Origin of the sequence: Peribacillus sp. B2I2 (genome assembly GCF_041261685.1) — a bacterium.
GTDB lineage: Bacteria > Bacillota > Bacilli > Bacillales > DSM-1321 > Peribacillus.
Genome location: NZ_JBGCCB010000001.1, coordinates 3,201,286 through 3,216,405 on the forward strand (window position 1 = coordinate 3,201,286; position 15,120 = coordinate 3,216,405).

Below are 15,120 nucleotides of genomic sequence, written 5' to 3' on the forward strand. Positions count from 1 at the left end.
TTCACTTGTAATTAGCCCGTAACGCCGTTTACCTAAACTTATCAACCCAACGCCCTAACACGCCTTTTTTACGTGGCAAATTAAACCTACTAAGGGTTTTGCTAGGCTGTACTTGCTCCCCTAATGCCATACCCATTGCGGGTCTTATACTAGTTAGTTGATTACCGTGTCTTTGGTGTATGTTCATAGCAAGCTGTTTACCGTTTTCATACTGTGTATTAACGGGTTTGTAGTCACTGCGGGTAAAAGGTCTTACTCCAAGCGCTTTGCGTAATTCCACGTATTCATCATCCAATGGGTCAGCGCCACTTTTCTTACCCGTTGCCCTAAATGCACCCGCAAGTTGCAAAGCTGTTTCGTTAATTGCCTGCTCGTTGGTTAACTCTGCAAGGCGATCCGCCATAACTTGTGCCTGTTCTTCAGTTAGGCGGTACTGCTTAACGGCTTCATCTTTAATGCGTTGCAGCTCTCTATCGGCAAGGGGCTGTACTTCGGTTTCATACCGTGCTACTTTCAGTTTTAACTGTTCTAACTCCTGGATAACTGCTAGGCGGTCAAACTCCTCAACCGCCCCGTTATTGTTATCAGTCATTTATTACACGCCCCTAACGTTAGTTTTTTTGCTGTACTCAATGGCACGTTTATACAGATCGTGCTGTGTGTCTAAACCTCGGGCTTTAAGCGCCTGTAATTGGCGTAACTGCAAGTCCAAATTACTAGCTTTATTACTTTGCTTGGCAATGTTAACAATATCGGCAAATACGCTTTCAGCTTCATTTTTATCTTTCGTAATACCGTTAATTACCTGCTTAATCGCCCCTGCCTGTGCCAGTACGGTTGCCTTTTGTATCTCGTTCATTGCGCCTACTTTAATACGCAATAACTGCATATCCAATAAAGGGGTATCGCTGTAAGCTAACTGCGTTACCGTGCTACTTAAAAAGCGTGCAGTTTGCTCGTCTGTTGGGTGTATTTCAGTTACCGCCTTTAGTGCTAATTCACGTTCTTGCAACTCTAGTTCTTTTGCGTAGCCTTCTTTTGTACGGGCTATATCTTCTGCAAATTTTAACTCTAGTTGCTCCAACTGGTACTCACGTTCAGATTCACTATCCCTGAACCGTGGGTTTGCCTGTAAACGGCTCTTTGCCTGTTCATGTTCTTTAACTACGCTACCAATCGTAAGTTCCAGTGCTTCAAGCGTAGGGAAGTTAATTTCGTGTGCCTTCCCAGATGCAAGTAGTTGTTCCTCTTCGTGAGGGCTTTCAATAACGTAAACCCCGTCAACTGTAAATGCTCTATTAATTCCTTCAACTTGTGTACCCTTTTCAACAAATAGATTCTTTGCCATATTAATAACACTCTCCCGTTAATAGTTTTAGTTTTGTAGTTTTGCTAACTCTTCATTTGCTTCACGGTACGCCGTTAGTATCCTGTGGCATTCATTCAACGTATAGTACCGTTCTGTATCTATTAAAAATTCAATGTATTCTATATCCTTTTGTAGCTGTTCCATTACGCTAACCTCCTTAGTCATCACATTTGGTTTCTTGCGCTTGTAGCCAACGGTCAATCTCTGTTTCCATACTACCTTCTTGCTTTTCTGCCTGTGCCTGTTCCCTGCGTGCGGTTGCGTTGGTGTCTATTAAGCTACGGTCAATATACGTAACTACTTCGCCATCTTTATTGCTATACGGCTTGCTAATGCTTTTAATCTTTCGTATGTTGCCTGTACCGTCATCTTCTATAAGCCACCGTTTAGGTAATATATCCCCCGTTGTGTACTCGTTCATTTCGTATTGTGCTAACATAAACTCCACTCCCTATTTTTAGTAGTTTTTAGTTGCCCTTATTTTCTAACTCTTTTAGGCGGTTACTTAGCATACGTACCGCCAATAACACTTCATCATCTACTTTTAAACGATCTGCTATAAGTTCCTGTACGTTACCTGTTAACGGCTTTTTGCCATTTTCAATCATGCTAATGTATTCAGGTGTTTTATCTATTAAAAATCCCAACTGCCTTTGCGTAAGCCCTAACGCTGTACGCAGTACAATAATGTCGTATCTATTAAGTTTCATATATTTGTCCTCCTAGTTTTAGTTGTATTGCAACGCAAATAAGCGTAAACCCTGTTACTAGGGCTACGCCGTTTTATCTCCTCTTACTACCTATACAGTTTTTGATTAGGTTTTCGCACGCTTTTTAAATTATTTAAACGCTAGTAATAAAGATTTATCTGGTCTGCGTTTTGCTTGCCAAAAAATGCGAGGGTTAACGTACACCGTTTTATTATTGCCTACGTTCATAAAGCCAAACACGTACTCACCGTTTAACTTAACCTTGCGTAGTGCCTGCGTTACCTTATTCTCGTGGTAGCCAAACAACTCCGCAACCTGTACCACGTTTAAACGGTCAATAAAATTAACATTTTCCTCCGTTGGGTTGCTTACAAGTGCGTTAGTTTCAAAGCTAATATACGGCAGTGCCATGTATAACAGCCCTAAACTACCTACTGCACCACGGTTGTTCCCGTACTGCTCGTAAAGATCACGTATAGGTTTAATAATGGTACGGGCAAAACTTAATCCCCGTTTATTTAGTTCATTTGCGTTAATTTTGCCTTTTTTAAACCAATCTTCGTTAATACAAATATGGTCGCCCATGTCGTAAATAATGCTTTCACGCTCTAACTTGTTATAAAAATCACGGTAAGCCCTGTCGCCTAACTGCAATAATGTACGTAAGCCTTTTTTATCTATTGGCGTTCCGTTGTCGTATACCAACTTACCACCGTTTCTTTCGTGTGTTAAGTAGGTTGCAAGGTATAACAAGCGTGCAAAATCATGCTGTGTTAGCTGTGTGCCGTTTGCCTGCATACTAACTGCCTTACGGTATATACTCCACATAAAAGCACCCCCGTTTTCATTTATCCAGTCTTTAGCTTCTTGTATATCTTGCATGTGCTGTAAATTGCTTTGCGTAACCTTTTTAACGTGCTCGCCTTCTTTTAGCGTAATAATTTGCATTAAGCCCTCTTCGCCCTCTACTTTTATACCAATCTTACTTACATTAGTCATTTTACTAATCCCCCTTTAGTTAGTTAAGTAGTAAAGGTGTAACATCCACCTAACCTTTAGTGCCGTTTTCACCCCATCTACCTTACCTTTAGTGCCGTTTATTAAAGTGCCGTCAACCTTACTGCCCCAACGGTTTCAACCGTTTTTTGGCGTTCTGGTACGTATTGATATTACAGGTTAAGTAATAACGCCGTTGTACACTAATAACAGCCCCCAACCCCTTGCACCGCCTTCGGCGTTGCTAATAATAGTAATAAGCCGTTTAATAAGTTAATAAGTACAGCCCGTTAGGGTTGTAGTGTTTTAATACCGCTATTAAAAGCCCCGTAATAAATACGCTATAACGGCGTAATAACACTGCTTATACAACGCACCGTAATTTAACGGCACACAAAAAGGCACAGCCCGTAACTAATACGTAACTGCACCACTTGACTTCCTATATAAGTTTAAAAATGTTAACTTTTACTCTAATAAAAAATACGCCCAACCCCGTGAGGTGAGCGCATGCCTACAAAAAATGTTTGTGCCTATGCACGCCTGCAAAGCACTGATTGGGTTATTAGGAGAGGTATTACCGCTATACAGTACGGTAAGCCCTTTATAATTAACTTTGACTACGTTGGGGCTTGCGCCCCCATGCGTTAACGCGGAGTATAAACTAATTTAGTAACGAGTAGACCCTACGTGTACCCGTTTACCTTGTATGTTTTAAAAAAAGTAGCTCTCATATAATACCCGACAAAATGGAGTTTTTATTAGGTTTGTGCCGAAAATAAATAACCCTATACTTATAAGCCAACTAACGCCCTTTTTTATTAGGTTTATACCGTAAATAAATAGTCCTCTCATATATAACCCGTTAAAACGCCTTTTTTATACCCTTTTTACGCAATACAAATAACCCTTATACTTATAACCCGTTAAAACGGAGTTTTTTATAGGTTTCTTGCGTAAATAAATACCCCTACACTTATAAAGCAGCGTTTCAGGCTCTTTTATTAGGTTTGCACCGTAAATAAATATCCCTATACTTATAAGCCAACTAACGCCCTTTTTTACAGGGTTTGCACCGTAAAATTTATGCCCTTACTATAAAGGCAACGTTTCAGGCTCTTTTATACCGTTTGTGCAGTAAATAAATTGCCCCTATACTTATTACCCGTTAAAACGGAGTATTTACAGGGTTTTTGCAGTAAATAAATACCCCTACATATATAGGCAACGTTTCAGCACTTTTTACAGGTTTTTTATCGAAACTTTTTTACGTTTAAAATACCTTTATATTTCTATCGGGTTATAAAAAACGTGACTTAAGTCATTTCTCGACTTATAATAAAGCATCGTTGGAATATTCTGGGGAGGGATACTTGTTATGGAAAACGAAATAGAACAGGCTAAAAATATGCTAGATACGATTTCGGGTAAGTTAAAGGGGTATTTAGATGCAAGAGATAACATTTTGGATAACGAATATGTACAGGTATTAGGAGATGTATCAAAGGTTGTTGGGTTATTACGTAATGCTAGCACGCTAATTGCACAAAAACGTTTTGAAGCTTTTTTAAAGGGCTTTAAACCTAACGACATTCCTACCGAAACACAATTAGCTAAATTACGGGATTATATTGATAACGAAGAAAAAGCACAATTTATTTCTGATACCCTTTCTAAAATACTGCTATCTAAATCTACTAAATCCTGCACGATCTTAGGCATGATTATGTATGAAGTGATAGAAAATAAGCAAAACATATCGCTTGATTATTTAGTGTGTATCGACGCGTTAATGAACTTATTCGATAAAGACATTGATAACATTAAGTTTTTATACGAATTTTTCGATACAACCAAAACCGGAAAATTCTTCGCTTCAAGTAAGGCGTATAAAGAGGCATGTAAAAATAGAGATATAGATACTAATAGCATGGAGTTAACATTAGAAAAGGCGGTCTATCATCAAGTTGTACGCCGTACTTACGAAATTGACCTAGATTTAGATATAGACGTAGAAAATCCTTCGTTTAGCGATGGGCAGGCGGAAAATGACGAATACTATTCAAAATCAAGTCCAGGCAAGTTGTTATATAGCTTTATTAAAAAAGTAACATAAACAAAAAACGGTATTTAATGCAGAGATAAAACGGGCAAGCATTATGCAAGCCCGTTATCCGTTATTTTATAAAAATTTTTAGATAGTACGGTGTGTTCCTCAAACAAACCTTTCTTGTTAAGCATTTTCATAAAGCCCAAATACGTACCGATTTGAGTTCTATCACCTTTAATATCCAAAATGGCACCAAATTCGGGTACTATTGTTTTTTTAACTAAAATGTCACTTAATTTGTACTTATGCTCAAACCCAAATTCAAATTCTTCATCCGTAAATCTATTTAAACTGTCATTTGTTTTAAATACTGTATTCACGGTTGCTTCACCTACACTATCTGACATCAGTTTAGGTTTAGGTTCAATTCCTGGTTGGTATCTTTTTCTAACAAGCTGACTAAAATCATATTTCGATTCAAGGTTATTATTAATAAACTGAATAAAATCAAAAACTAGGTCTAATGATTCCAAAAAATAATCTTCTGAAACTTTTATGTATTTACCTTTTTTTGAGGTGGATTGCATATAGGTGTCGGCATATACCTGATCTATATAACCTCCTGCATGTACAATTAAGTTTCTTCTAGAATATAACTCTTCAATATTATTAAGATTTAAACCCGAATCACCAAATTCAATTTGCAGTTTTTGCTTAAAGAATCTCTTCATTCTGCTAAAACTACCCAAAACCACGCTTCTTATTTAGTTTTTAATAATATTATGTTGGATTTCTTGAATATCCGATATTGATAAAAGTTCTGCTACCTTAAACTCCCTTGGTTCATCCGTTTTAAAGGGGTCATACGTTAATTTGCTTAATTCATATAAAACATCCGAAAAATAAAGCTCCATTATTGATATAAGCCTAACAAATAACGATTCCCTTAACATGTTTGCATATCTTCCAGCAAGGTTTTTAGTTATCTCGTTAGGCGATCTCGCAATTAACTCATCTTTATAATGTATATCTTCACGGAAATCTATTACCTTGTCACTTATCTCGTCATTAATGCGGGAGATTGTTTCGCCGTAGGAATATATAGTTACTAAATAAATTCTTCTAATTCGGTTCCATTCGGTTCTAAACTTCCTAAAAGCTGCAACATTTGTTTTGTATCGCATAATAATCTCCTTAAATCATTACTCAAGCCCGTTTTAAATTTTATTTAATTTCTGCCATTTATTATAAGCAATACACGGATCATTTGATTTATATAGTCTTATGTACCTCTTTAACGTTTACCTCCTTATCGGTAGCGGTATCAGATTCCACTAATTCTTTACGTATTGTAAAATCCCTACGTTGTTCCCCTGTAAAGTCATTCGCTATTAACTTACTACTAGCACTTTAAATAGTTAATATCATCCGTCAAATCCTTACCGATATAAATCTTTCCGTTAGGGTACGTAATTTTGTAAATACTTCAATATAAGTGCCTCATTTAAGTTAAATAAAAAACGGGTAAGCACTATGAAAGACCTATTAATTTACTTTAATTAGCTTACCTTTATCTAATTGATATTCGTAACTATTAAATAAGAACGTTACTACCGTTTTAGCGGAGTTGATCACAACTAACGCATGGTGCTTGTTTACATCGTACCGTCTATGGTGTGCGTCACCGTTTTCATTCCTAATCTCGGCTAAACCGTTAACTATATTAATTAAACCGCTAATTACTTGCTTTAACGGTGCTTCTAACTTCGGGTTATCCGTGTCTAGGTTTAAATGTTTCCGTACTTTTTTAAACAACGCAGGTAAATCAAGTTTATCCTCTAAACTTTCCCCCGTAATATTTACAACTATTTCGTTACAAACGCCTTCCACCAATGAACGGGCACTTGTAATAGCTCCTGAATAATCTTCTTTGCTAAAACGCTTTTCACACTTGGCCAAATCTTCCTTAATATGGGCAAACGTTAAGTGCTCGGGTATTTCGCTAGGAACGTGTATTATTTTCACGTCAATTTGCTCATCTTCTAGATAATCTATATATTCGTTCATGCTAGATTTAACGTTGCTTTTTAAAGTAAAAAAACTATCATCCCTACCCATTTCGTTAGTTAAGTATTCCACAACTTCTTCAATGGTTCTGCAACCACGAATAAATGGCGGTACATTAATGTTTAGCTTACGTGCTAATGCTTTAATAATGATACGGCTCTCTTGATAGAAAGTATCGGCAACTACCGTATCTACCAAAGTTACTGCGAAAGGCTCATCGGAATGATAATTATCAAAATATTGTTCTAGCGATTTACAAATGTAATCCTTCGTTTTTACAAGTACCTCTATCGAGTTCATATATTGCCCTCCTGTTCCAATATTATCCTTTAAACTATTATATCACCGCTAGTTATTAAGCGATATATTAAGCGTGGGGGAAGTTTAATAGTTTAACGGCTTAAAATACCGAATAGCCTGCGTAATATCGCTAACTGCTTGTTAAAACATACGGTAGGCATTCCGCTATTATAGGCAAAAGGCTTAATACGGATGTATCCCTATAAATTTACTGAAGATATGAAGATAAATTTTTTACGAATAGGCATTACGTAGCCGTTACCGTGTTTGCTAGCGTAATAGGGTAAAGTTTAACCCCTCACGTTTTTAAAATCACGTCAGCAAATTTTATACACTTGGCAACGATTGAGATTTCGAGATAGCCCCCCCCGAGTAGCTTACGTTGCATACTTATACATTCATGCGCTATACCTACTCTCTAACAATGCTGTATAATCCCGCATAATAATACGTTGAGGACTACCCATAGTTGGCATTATGTAAACTACTATACCGTTTAACCCCCGTTATACCAACGTTTATATATTACGTTATAGTAAACACTATGCACCGTATTATACATTGCTTTAACAACAGGCTTTGTACGTATTGTACACATATTGTTTACATACAGGCTTGCATAACGTTGGTACTATTACGGTTGCTTACGCTATGTACGCCGTACACATTACGCTGTATAGTTATACGGACACCCCCGTAGTTTAGGCAGGCACGTACGCACCGAGGGCGTTAAGCTGGTATATATGGTACATAAACGGTAGCAGTACGGTTGCAATACGCCTGCACACAGCCCCTATAATAACGGTATATATGTTAACCTACGTAAATCCTTAACGCATATATCCCCGTTACACATAACCCTTATAAACCTAGACGTATCAATCCTTTACGCTATATCCACCGTACACATACCGTTAAGGTTAGGTACTTTACACAGTTATATATTAGCGTATTGTACACAGTCCCCTGCCACGTTGATAAACGCCTGTAACGGGCTTACTGTCACGTTTTAGTAGTTTATTAGAGCCATTATAGCGGTATGCCTTATACGGGGCTTAAACGGCTGATAAAACGGACATAAAAAAGGCGTAAGCGTTAAGCCTGCACCCCTATTACATGTATTCAATTTCAATGGTAAACGGATAATTGCGCCTTACAGGGTTGTTTGTTGATACATGCGCCAACTCTTCGGGTAACATGCGGTCATAGTAAATCTTACGTATAAACCGCTTTAAGTGTGTGTTAAGCGCAGTAGGGTCAGCCCCTACGCCTTCTAACTGGTCTATAACGGTTAGCATGTTTTGTAACTTATCTGTTACCGTAGCTGTGTTGGTGTTTTGTAGCTTAACGGTCAGATCCGCCTTTTCAGCTTTTAAGCTGTCCAACCTTGCCGTTATTTCCTTCTTTTTGCCTGCTATCTCCTCTGCCGTTAATATACCTTGCACGGCTAAGTCGATTAGAGTGCTAAACGCCTTTTCCTGTTCAGTAATTTGCTTATCCACACGGCTTAACTGTTCAACTATATCTTTCGTTATGTCACTCGTATCGGTATTTAACAGGCGTTCAATTTCCTGCTCTATTTCGGTACGTACCGTTGTAACCCTTTGCATTACCAACTCTTCCACGTATTGTACCCTTATGCCTGCATTACCGCACTTAACCCCGTTAGGCATTAAGTATTCGCATACTTTTATATGGTGTTTACCGCTCTTATTATCTTTGCGTACGGCTAACTTACGCCCACAATTAGCGCAGTACATTAAATCTTTGAGGGCTGTTACTCCCGTTTTAGTTGCAGGCTTTTCCCGTGTTTGCTGTGCGTACTCCGCACGGGCTATACGTACATCATTAACCCTGTTCCACTCTTCTACGGCTATAATTGCAGGGTGTGCTTTCTCTACCTCTATTGTATCTATATTTTTATACGTGTACTTGCCGTTTACCTTTATGCGCTTGCGGTCATTAAATACTACCGTACCTTTGTAAACAGGGTTGCGTATAATACGCCTTATGCTTGGTATGTTAAACGGCTTACCCGTTGCACTTTTATAGCCCTCCGCATTTAATATATCCCGTATTTTGTAACTACCTAACCCTTCGCCGTGTAGCTTAAAAATGTACCGTATTATTTGTGCGCTTTGTTCATCAATCTCTAACTTTTTAGTAGCGTTGTTACGCTTGTAACCAAACGGCGTATTACCGCTAACATATAGTCCTTGTTTTGTCATTGCTATTTTGTTGTTTTTACTCCGCTTACCTATTAGGCTGTGTTCCTGCGAAGCTATCAAACTGCCAAACCGATAAGTAAGTACGTCATTTTGTACGTTGGCTAAATCGTATATCTTTTCCCGTGTAACAATAGGTGTGTCGTAATCTACACATTGTTGCAGTACGGTTTCACTTATTAGCCCGTTACGGCTCAAACGGCTTAACTCCATTACCATAATACCGTCAAACTTTTCTATATCAGTTAATAACCGTTGTAACTGTGGTCTTTCGTTTATATCCGTTTTGCCCCCAGATAACACCTCTTCGTACAAAACATAAGTCCAACCCTGTGAAGTTGCGTAATCCGTTAATATGCTACGGTGGTTGCCTAATGTTTCTACGTTCTCGCCTTTCTTTTCCTGTGATATACGCAGGTATATCGCAACGTGTTTTATTTTGCTTGCTACGGTTGCTACTGCCTCCATTGTTATAAAAACCCCCTAATACGGTTTATACGTTATACAACGCATTTTATGTACAACCGCACGTATTTAATACGGTAAATATTAGTATAAGGGTAGTTTAACAGGCTTCATATAGTGCATGCAATAAAATACGTAGTAGGAACAGCATACCCGGATGTATGGCCTCTGAGTCCCTCGATGATTTCAATCCCTTTTGATATGGGAGCCCTGAAATGACCGATGCCTTCTGACAAATCACACTGATAAATATAGTAAGGTCGCACACGAATCTTAACAAGGTCATGCATTAGCTTTTTCATGATTGCGACACTGTCATTTATCCCCGCTAAAATAACTGCCTGGTTGCCCACAGGTACACCTGCATCGGCAAGCATCTCACAAGCTTTCTTTGACTCTTCGGTGATTTCTATCGAGGTATTGAAATGAGTATTCAGCCAAACCGGATGATATTTTTTTAAGATGGTACATAAATTTCCAGTGATTCTTTGAGGAAAAACAACCGGAGCCCGCGTACCTATCCTGATTATTTCAACGTGAGGGATTTCCCTTAAGTTTTTGAGGATATATTCAAGGATCGTGTCATTAATCAATAATCCGTCCCCGCCTGAAATAAGGACGTCCCTAACCGCCGGTGTGTCACGTATATAACCGATGGCAGCGTCCAATTGTTTTTTTGGCACGCCCATGCCAATTTGCCCTGAAAAGCGTCTTCTCGTACAATAACGGCAGTACATCGAGCACTGATTCGTCACCAAAAAAAGGACGCGATCCGGATATCTATGGGTCAGACCAGGTACAGGGGAGTCCTCATCCTCATGAAGGGGGTCTTCCATGTCATATTTGGTTTTATGCATTTCTTCCGAGATGGGGACCGATTGCATTCTGATTGGACACCTTGGGTCATCTTGATTCATTAGCGAAGCATAGTATGGGGTGATATTCAAAGGGATGGTTTTAGTGGAGATCCTTACGCCTTCCTCTTCATCCGGAGTCAGGTTTACCACTTTTTTCAAATCATCAACGGTTCGGATCGTATTCGTAAGCTGCCACAGCCAGTTGTTCCATTGTTCTTCGGTTACATCTTTCCATAGCTCTATATCTTTCCAATTGCGATCTGGCTTATATAAGTCAAATAACATGGTTATACCTCCTGAGTTATGATAGTAGTATTAAATGCAAGAAGGGTGCCAAAATGACCCAAAAATTCCATTGACCATAAAAAAATCCGGACTGCTGGCTGCTTCCGGATTTTTTTATGGTCAAATATGTTTTTTTATTTTATATTGCAAGGTCTGCCTTGGAATCTGCAATAGCTTCGATGCCTGAAAAACATTTCCGTTTGTCTGATGAAGGGCCTCGGTAATCAATTTTGTTTCCATCTCAATCATGGCCTCACGAAGCGGAAGTATTTTTACTGATGAGGAATGGGTATGTTTTTTTAAAAACTGTGGCAAGTCTTCAAGGTTCAAAATATCCTTCTCCGTATGGTTCATCATGAATTCTATCGTATGTTTAAGCTCCCTTACGTTTCCAGGCCAATGATATTCCCGAAAGAAAACCTTTGTCTTCTCTTCAATGCCTTTTATGGAAAGTCCTAATTTACTGTTAAATATTGATATGAAATGCTCAGTCAGAAGCTCTATATCATCAGTACGCTCCCTTAACGAAGGCAGCTCGTAGCTCAATACGTTTAATCGGTAAAATAGATCTGGCCTTAGCCTGTTTTCCGATACGGCCTTTTTAGGATCTATATTCATCGCTGCCATGATCCTGACATCCACCTGTACGCTCTTTGTGCCGCCTATCCTCCTGATGAACCCATCTTCAAGCACACGCAGAAGCTTTGCCTGCAAGTCAATCGGCATTGATTGCAATTCATCCAAAAACAAGGTTCCGCCGTTTGCTAATTCAAATAATCCCTGGCGTTCCACAGCGCCAGTGTAACTTCCTTTAGCCGTACCGAATAGAAGCGATTCCAATAAATTTTCTGGTAAGGCAGCACAATTTTGTGCGATGAATGGTTCTTTACTGCGGCTGGAATCCTTGTGGATGCTTTGAACAAAAAGCTCTTTTCCTACACCGCTTTCCCCATAAACCAATACCGATGAGGATGATCGGGCAGCCTTTTTCCCTTGTGATATCAAACCTTTAAACCCAGTATCACTGGTCAGGATTTCAGTGAACGAATACAATCCGCCTTTCTGGGACGTTTTCTTTTCAGGACTTTTGATTGTCTTGAGCGAGCTTTCAAGGTCAGCTAACCTTTCAGATAATTGCTTCAAACTTGAATAATCCTTAGCAATTTCTATTGCACCAATCATGAACCCATCTACATATATGGGGAGCGTCGTATTTAGCGTCTCAATGATTCGCCCATGTGCATTTACATATGATTGGCTATAGTTGTAGATCGGTTTTTCAGATTTAATCACTCGGAGTAATGTCGATGATTTGTGATTTAAAGAAGGGAAGGCTTCAAGCAACGGTTTCCCAAGCACTTCACTTCTTTTCATTCCATCATGATTGGCCGCCACTCCGTTATAAAATATGGTCTGTCCTTTTGGATCTATTACATGAATGCCTTCATCAATTGTCTCTAATATAGCTTCCAGTACTTCACTTGTATTAAAAAATTCACTTGGCAAGATATCCCTCCTCAATTACCCTCTTGCTAGAGTATATGAGGAAATGCCAAAAACTTGTCATGTACCGCCTGAAAATGAGCAATCATGTAAAATTTTTCACCCAAAGATTCATGTCTTCCAGTTTATCGAAGATGTAACAATTATTGGCCAAACGTCCACGGTACGAGTAACCCTGCTGGTGCAATGCAGCATTCATACCGAATGAGAGCGACCGGGCAATGGAATAAATACAATAAATGCCATTCGAAATAAGGTAGTCTTCAAGTGAGGAAATCAAGTGTTTCATCAAACCGTACTGCCGATGTTCCGGCAATGTCGCACAATCAGTGATTTCCGCATTATGGTAAAAAGCATCAATTTCTGCGGAAGCAGCACTGATGATCTTGCCTTCATGAACAAAAATATAAAAGACCGTTCCCTTTTCCATGCATTTTTTCACATATAACGGATCATTCATCGGAGTGGGATACACTTCGAAAACCTTCCCGTACAATTGTGCCAGCTGAACTGCATCGGTAACTTCCGCTTTACGTCCTTGATAGGCGGACGGCGGAACATCCAGTCCGGATTTAATCGGGAGACTCTGAACATCGGTGAGGATTTGATCTTCCTTTTCCCATTCCTCACTGTTGCGCCTTTCGTTCTTGTTATATTTAACAAGGAAGAAACAATCGCTTCCCAAAAAGAATTTATCGATGCTTCCTTCATATAAAAAGCCCTGAGCAATTAATGCCAGAACGTTTTCCTTGCGTGACTTGAAGATGATTTTCTCTGCTGATACGCCGTTAGCCACCTTCAGGGATTCCTCTACGCATTCCTGAAAATGACCTAGATAATCATCAACCCTTAATCGCTTATTAAAATAGTCGATCGTAATATGTATTGAGCACCTTGGCTTTTGAATTCTTTTTTCAATGATGCCAGCCTCCATTTGTCCCGCTCCTTTCACGTCCATCGAAAATGGTAATAAAAGGCCTGACCCTTTCTAGAATCAGACCTTGGGAAAATAATTATTGCTCTTCCACCCCGCACCAATCAATCATGGTCAATGCAATGATTTCTGCAACCTCCATCATTTTATCCACTTCTATATATTCGTTTGAATCATGGGCCATTTTCGTTTCCCCTGGTCCAAATACAACTACGGGAGTCGAGCCGACTGATGAAAGGTACCCTCCATCCGTCGCCCAAGGGGACGCTTCGACAAGCGGTTCTTCCCCCACCACTTTTTCATAGTACCTGCCAATGGTTTTCATTAGCGAATGATCGATTTCGAGATTGCCAGGCAGCCATCTGGCCCCAAACCATTCTAATTCAATAGGTTTTTCTTTGAACCATGAATCACTCCGGTTTAAAGCATCTATTCGCTGTATCAGCGATTTTTGTGCCTCTTCCATGGTCTCTGTCGGTGCGATGCCGAATCTGCCTTCAAGAACGGCTGTATCCGGCACGGAAGAAGGCCAGTTTCCGCTTTGAATGCTTCCTATGTTGATTGGAATGGGAATGGGTACATTTTTATAGAGTGAATGACGGAGTGACTCATTCCGTTCTTGTTCAAGCATCTTGATTTCTTTCATTACACCAACCGCTTTATCAATTGCACTTACTCCTTCATACCTTGTGCCTCCATGTGCAGACTTGCCCTTTATTTTCAGTCGAAACCACATCGAACCTTGCTGTATAGGGAATAGTTTCATATTGGTAGGCTCCGGAATGATTGCCCCATCCGCTTCGTACCCTCTGATGACTGCCGCAAGTGTTCCGGCACCGCCGCTTTCCTCTTCAATCACACTCTGGAAAATCACGTCCCCCTTCAATTGGATTCCAGATTCGACTATCGCTTCGATGGCCAGCAATAAAGAAACATTGCCGCCTTTCATATCTGTCGTTCCCCTCCCGAACACTTTCCCGTCTTTTAATTTGCCGCTATAGGGTTCATCGTGCCATGCTGCATGATCGCCTTCAGGAACAACATCAATATGTCCGTTTAAAATAAGGGATTTCCCATTGCCGGTTCCTCTTTTAATAGCCACAAGGTTCGGATTTCCTTTAAAATCCTTGCGATCGCAATAAAAATGGGGGTGTTTTCTTAATTGTTCATCCCCAATTTCCCATAGATCTATTTCCAGACCAAGTTGTCTGCACTTCTCGACCACTATGGCTTGTGCACTTCCTTCTTGCCCCCTTTTGCTCGGTTCCTGGACCAGTTTTTGCAAAAGCTGAACCCCATTTGTCCGATGATCATTCAACCATGTTCTTATTCTTTCCTCATACATATCCATTCTCCTCT

General features: G+C 39.6%; 14 protein-coding genes and 1 pseudogene. 1 reads left to right on the forward strand and 14 read right to left on the reverse strand.

What is annotated here, in order from left to right; translation table 11 throughout:
• Positions 1-28: 28 nt before the first annotated feature.
• The 6 genes from ABIE66_RS15785 to ABIE66_RS15810 form a co-directional block, all read right to left on the reverse strand.
• A complete protein-coding gene (locus ABIE66_RS15785) occupies positions 29-592 on the reverse strand; it encodes a hypothetical protein (RefSeq protein WP_370015410.1) in 564 nt (187 codons plus the stop codon).
• Between the two features lie 3 nt (positions 593-595).
• A complete protein-coding gene (locus ABIE66_RS15790; RefSeq protein ID WP_370015411.1) occupies positions 596-1,348 on the reverse strand; it encodes a hypothetical protein in 753 nt (250 codons plus the stop codon).
• A 27-nt stretch (positions 1,349-1,375) separates the two neighbouring features.
• Positions 1,376-1,513: a hypothetical protein gene (locus ABIE66_RS15795; protein ID WP_370015413.1), complete on the reverse strand. Its 138-nt coding sequence runs from the start codon at positions 1,511-1,513 to the stop codon at positions 1,376-1,378.
• Between the two features lie 13 nt (positions 1,514-1,526).
• Complete coding sequence (locus ABIE66_RS15800; RefSeq protein ID WP_370015414.1) at positions 1,527-1,808, reverse strand: hypothetical protein; 282 nt, start codon at positions 1,806-1,808, stop codon at positions 1,527-1,529.
• 28 nt (positions 1,809-1,836) lie between these two features.
• Positions 1,837-2,079 (reverse strand): helix-turn-helix domain-containing protein, encoded by a 243-nt coding sequence (locus ABIE66_RS15805; RefSeq protein ID WP_370015415.1) that lies wholly within the window; start codon positions 2,077-2,079, stop codon positions 1,837-1,839.
• A 129-nt stretch (positions 2,080-2,208) separates the two neighbouring features.
• On the reverse strand, positions 2,209-3,078 hold the full coding sequence (locus tag ABIE66_RS15810) for a hypothetical protein (protein ID WP_370015416.1): 870 nt from the start codon (positions 3,076-3,078) through the stop codon (positions 2,209-2,211).
• Positions 3,079-4,453: 1,375 nt separating this feature from the next.
• Between ABIE66_RS15810 and ABIE66_RS15815 the strand changes: the two genes are divergently transcribed.
• Positions 4,454-5,191, forward strand: coding sequence for a hypothetical protein (locus ABIE66_RS15815; protein WP_370015417.1), 738 nt, complete (start codon positions 4,454-4,456; stop codon positions 5,189-5,191).
• A 41-nt stretch (positions 5,192-5,232) separates the two neighbouring features.
• Here the strand turns inward: ABIE66_RS15815 and ABIE66_RS15820 are convergent, their stop codons facing one another.
• The 8 genes and pseudogenes from ABIE66_RS15820 to ABIE66_RS15855 all read right to left on the reverse strand — a co-directional run bounded on the left by ABIE66_RS15820 (position 5,233) and on the right by ABIE66_RS15855 (position 15,112).
• Positions 5,233-5,856, reverse strand: coding sequence for a hypothetical protein (locus ABIE66_RS15820; protein WP_370015418.1), 624 nt, complete (start codon positions 5,854-5,856; stop codon positions 5,233-5,235).
• A gap of 33 nt (positions 5,857-5,889) precedes the next feature.
• On the reverse strand, positions 5,890-6,309 hold the full coding sequence (locus ABIE66_RS15825; RefSeq protein ID WP_370015419.1) for a hypothetical protein: 420 nt from the start codon (positions 6,307-6,309) through the stop codon (positions 5,890-5,892).
• A 361-nt stretch (positions 6,310-6,670) separates the two neighbouring features.
• A complete protein-coding gene (locus tag ABIE66_RS15830; protein WP_370015420.1) occupies positions 6,671-7,492 on the reverse strand; it encodes an abortive infection family protein in 822 nt (273 codons plus the stop codon).
• 1,112 nt (positions 7,493-8,604) lie between these two features.
• Complete coding sequence (locus ABIE66_RS15835; RefSeq protein WP_370015421.1) at positions 8,605-10,185, reverse strand: recombinase family protein; 1,581 nt, start codon at positions 10,183-10,185, stop codon at positions 8,605-8,607.
• A 134-nt stretch (positions 10,186-10,319) separates the two neighbouring features.
• Positions 10,320-11,324: pseudogene (gene kamA / locus ABIE66_RS15840) on the reverse strand (lysine 2,3-aminomutase); the annotation flags it as partial.
• 120 nt (positions 11,325-11,444) lie between these two features.
• Positions 11,445-12,830, reverse strand: a complete 1,386-nt coding sequence (locus ABIE66_RS15845; protein ID WP_370015422.1) for a sigma-54 interaction domain-containing protein — start codon at positions 12,828-12,830, stop codon at positions 11,445-11,447.
• A gap of 82 nt (positions 12,831-12,912) precedes the next feature.
• Positions 12,913-13,785 (reverse strand): putative beta-lysine N-acetyltransferase, encoded by an 873-nt coding sequence (gene ablB, locus ABIE66_RS15850; protein WP_370015424.1) that lies wholly within the window; start codon positions 13,783-13,785, stop codon positions 12,913-12,915.
• A gap of 55 nt (positions 13,786-13,840) precedes the next feature.
• Positions 13,841-15,112 (reverse strand): peptidase, encoded by a 1,272-nt coding sequence (locus tag ABIE66_RS15855; RefSeq protein WP_370015426.1) that lies wholly within the window; start codon positions 15,110-15,112, stop codon positions 13,841-13,843.
• Between the last annotated feature and the right edge of the window lie 8 nt (positions 15,113-15,120).

What these genes read in the sequence shown, in the direction of transcription:
- ABIE66_RS15785 (WP_370015410.1), bottom strand. Translation starts at nt 592, where the DNA reads ATGACTGATAACAATAACGGGGCGGTTGAGGAGTTTGACCGCCTAGCA.
- ABIE66_RS15790 (WP_370015411.1), bottom strand. Translation starts at nt 1,348, where the DNA reads ATGGCAAAGAATCTATTTGTTGAAAAGGGTACACAAGTTGAAGGAATT.
- ABIE66_RS15795 (WP_370015413.1), bottom strand. Translation starts at nt 1,513, where the DNA reads ATGGAACAGCTACAAAAGGATATAGAATACATTGAATTTTTAATAGAT.
- ABIE66_RS15800 (WP_370015414.1), bottom strand. Translation starts at nt 1,808, where the DNA reads ATGTTAGCACAATACGAAATGAACGAGTACACAACGGGGGATATATTA.
- ABIE66_RS15805 (WP_370015415.1), bottom strand. Translation starts at nt 2,079, where the DNA reads ATGAAACTTAATAGATACGACATTATTGTACTGCGTACAGCGTTAGGG.
- ABIE66_RS15810 (WP_370015416.1), bottom strand. Translation starts at nt 3,078, where the DNA reads ATGACTAATGTAAGTAAGATTGGTATAAAAGTAGAGGGCGAAGAGGGC.
- ABIE66_RS15815 (WP_370015417.1), top strand. Translation starts at nt 4,454, where the DNA reads ATGGAAAACGAAATAGAACAGGCTAAAAATATGCTAGATACGATTTCG.
- ABIE66_RS15820 (WP_370015418.1), bottom strand. Translation starts at nt 5,856, where the DNA reads ATGAAGAGATTCTTTAAGCAAAAACTGCAAATTGAATTTGGTGATTCG.
- ABIE66_RS15825 (WP_370015419.1), bottom strand. Translation starts at nt 6,309, where the DNA reads ATGCGATACAAAACAAATGTTGCAGCTTTTAGGAAGTTTAGAACCGAA.
- ABIE66_RS15830 (WP_370015420.1), bottom strand. Translation starts at nt 7,492, where the DNA reads ATGAACTCGATAGAGGTACTTGTAAAAACGAAGGATTACATTTGTAAA.
- ABIE66_RS15835 (WP_370015421.1), bottom strand. Translation starts at nt 10,185, where the DNA reads ATGGAGGCAGTAGCAACCGTAGCAAGCAAAATAAAACACGTTGCGATA.
- ablB (WP_370015424.1), bottom strand. Translation starts at nt 13,785, where the DNA reads ATGGACGTGAAAGGAGCGGGACAAATGGAGGCTGGCATCATTGAAAAA.
- ABIE66_RS15855 (WP_370015426.1), bottom strand. Translation starts at nt 15,112, where the DNA reads ATGGATATGTATGAGGAAAGAATAAGAACATGGTTGAATGATCATCGG.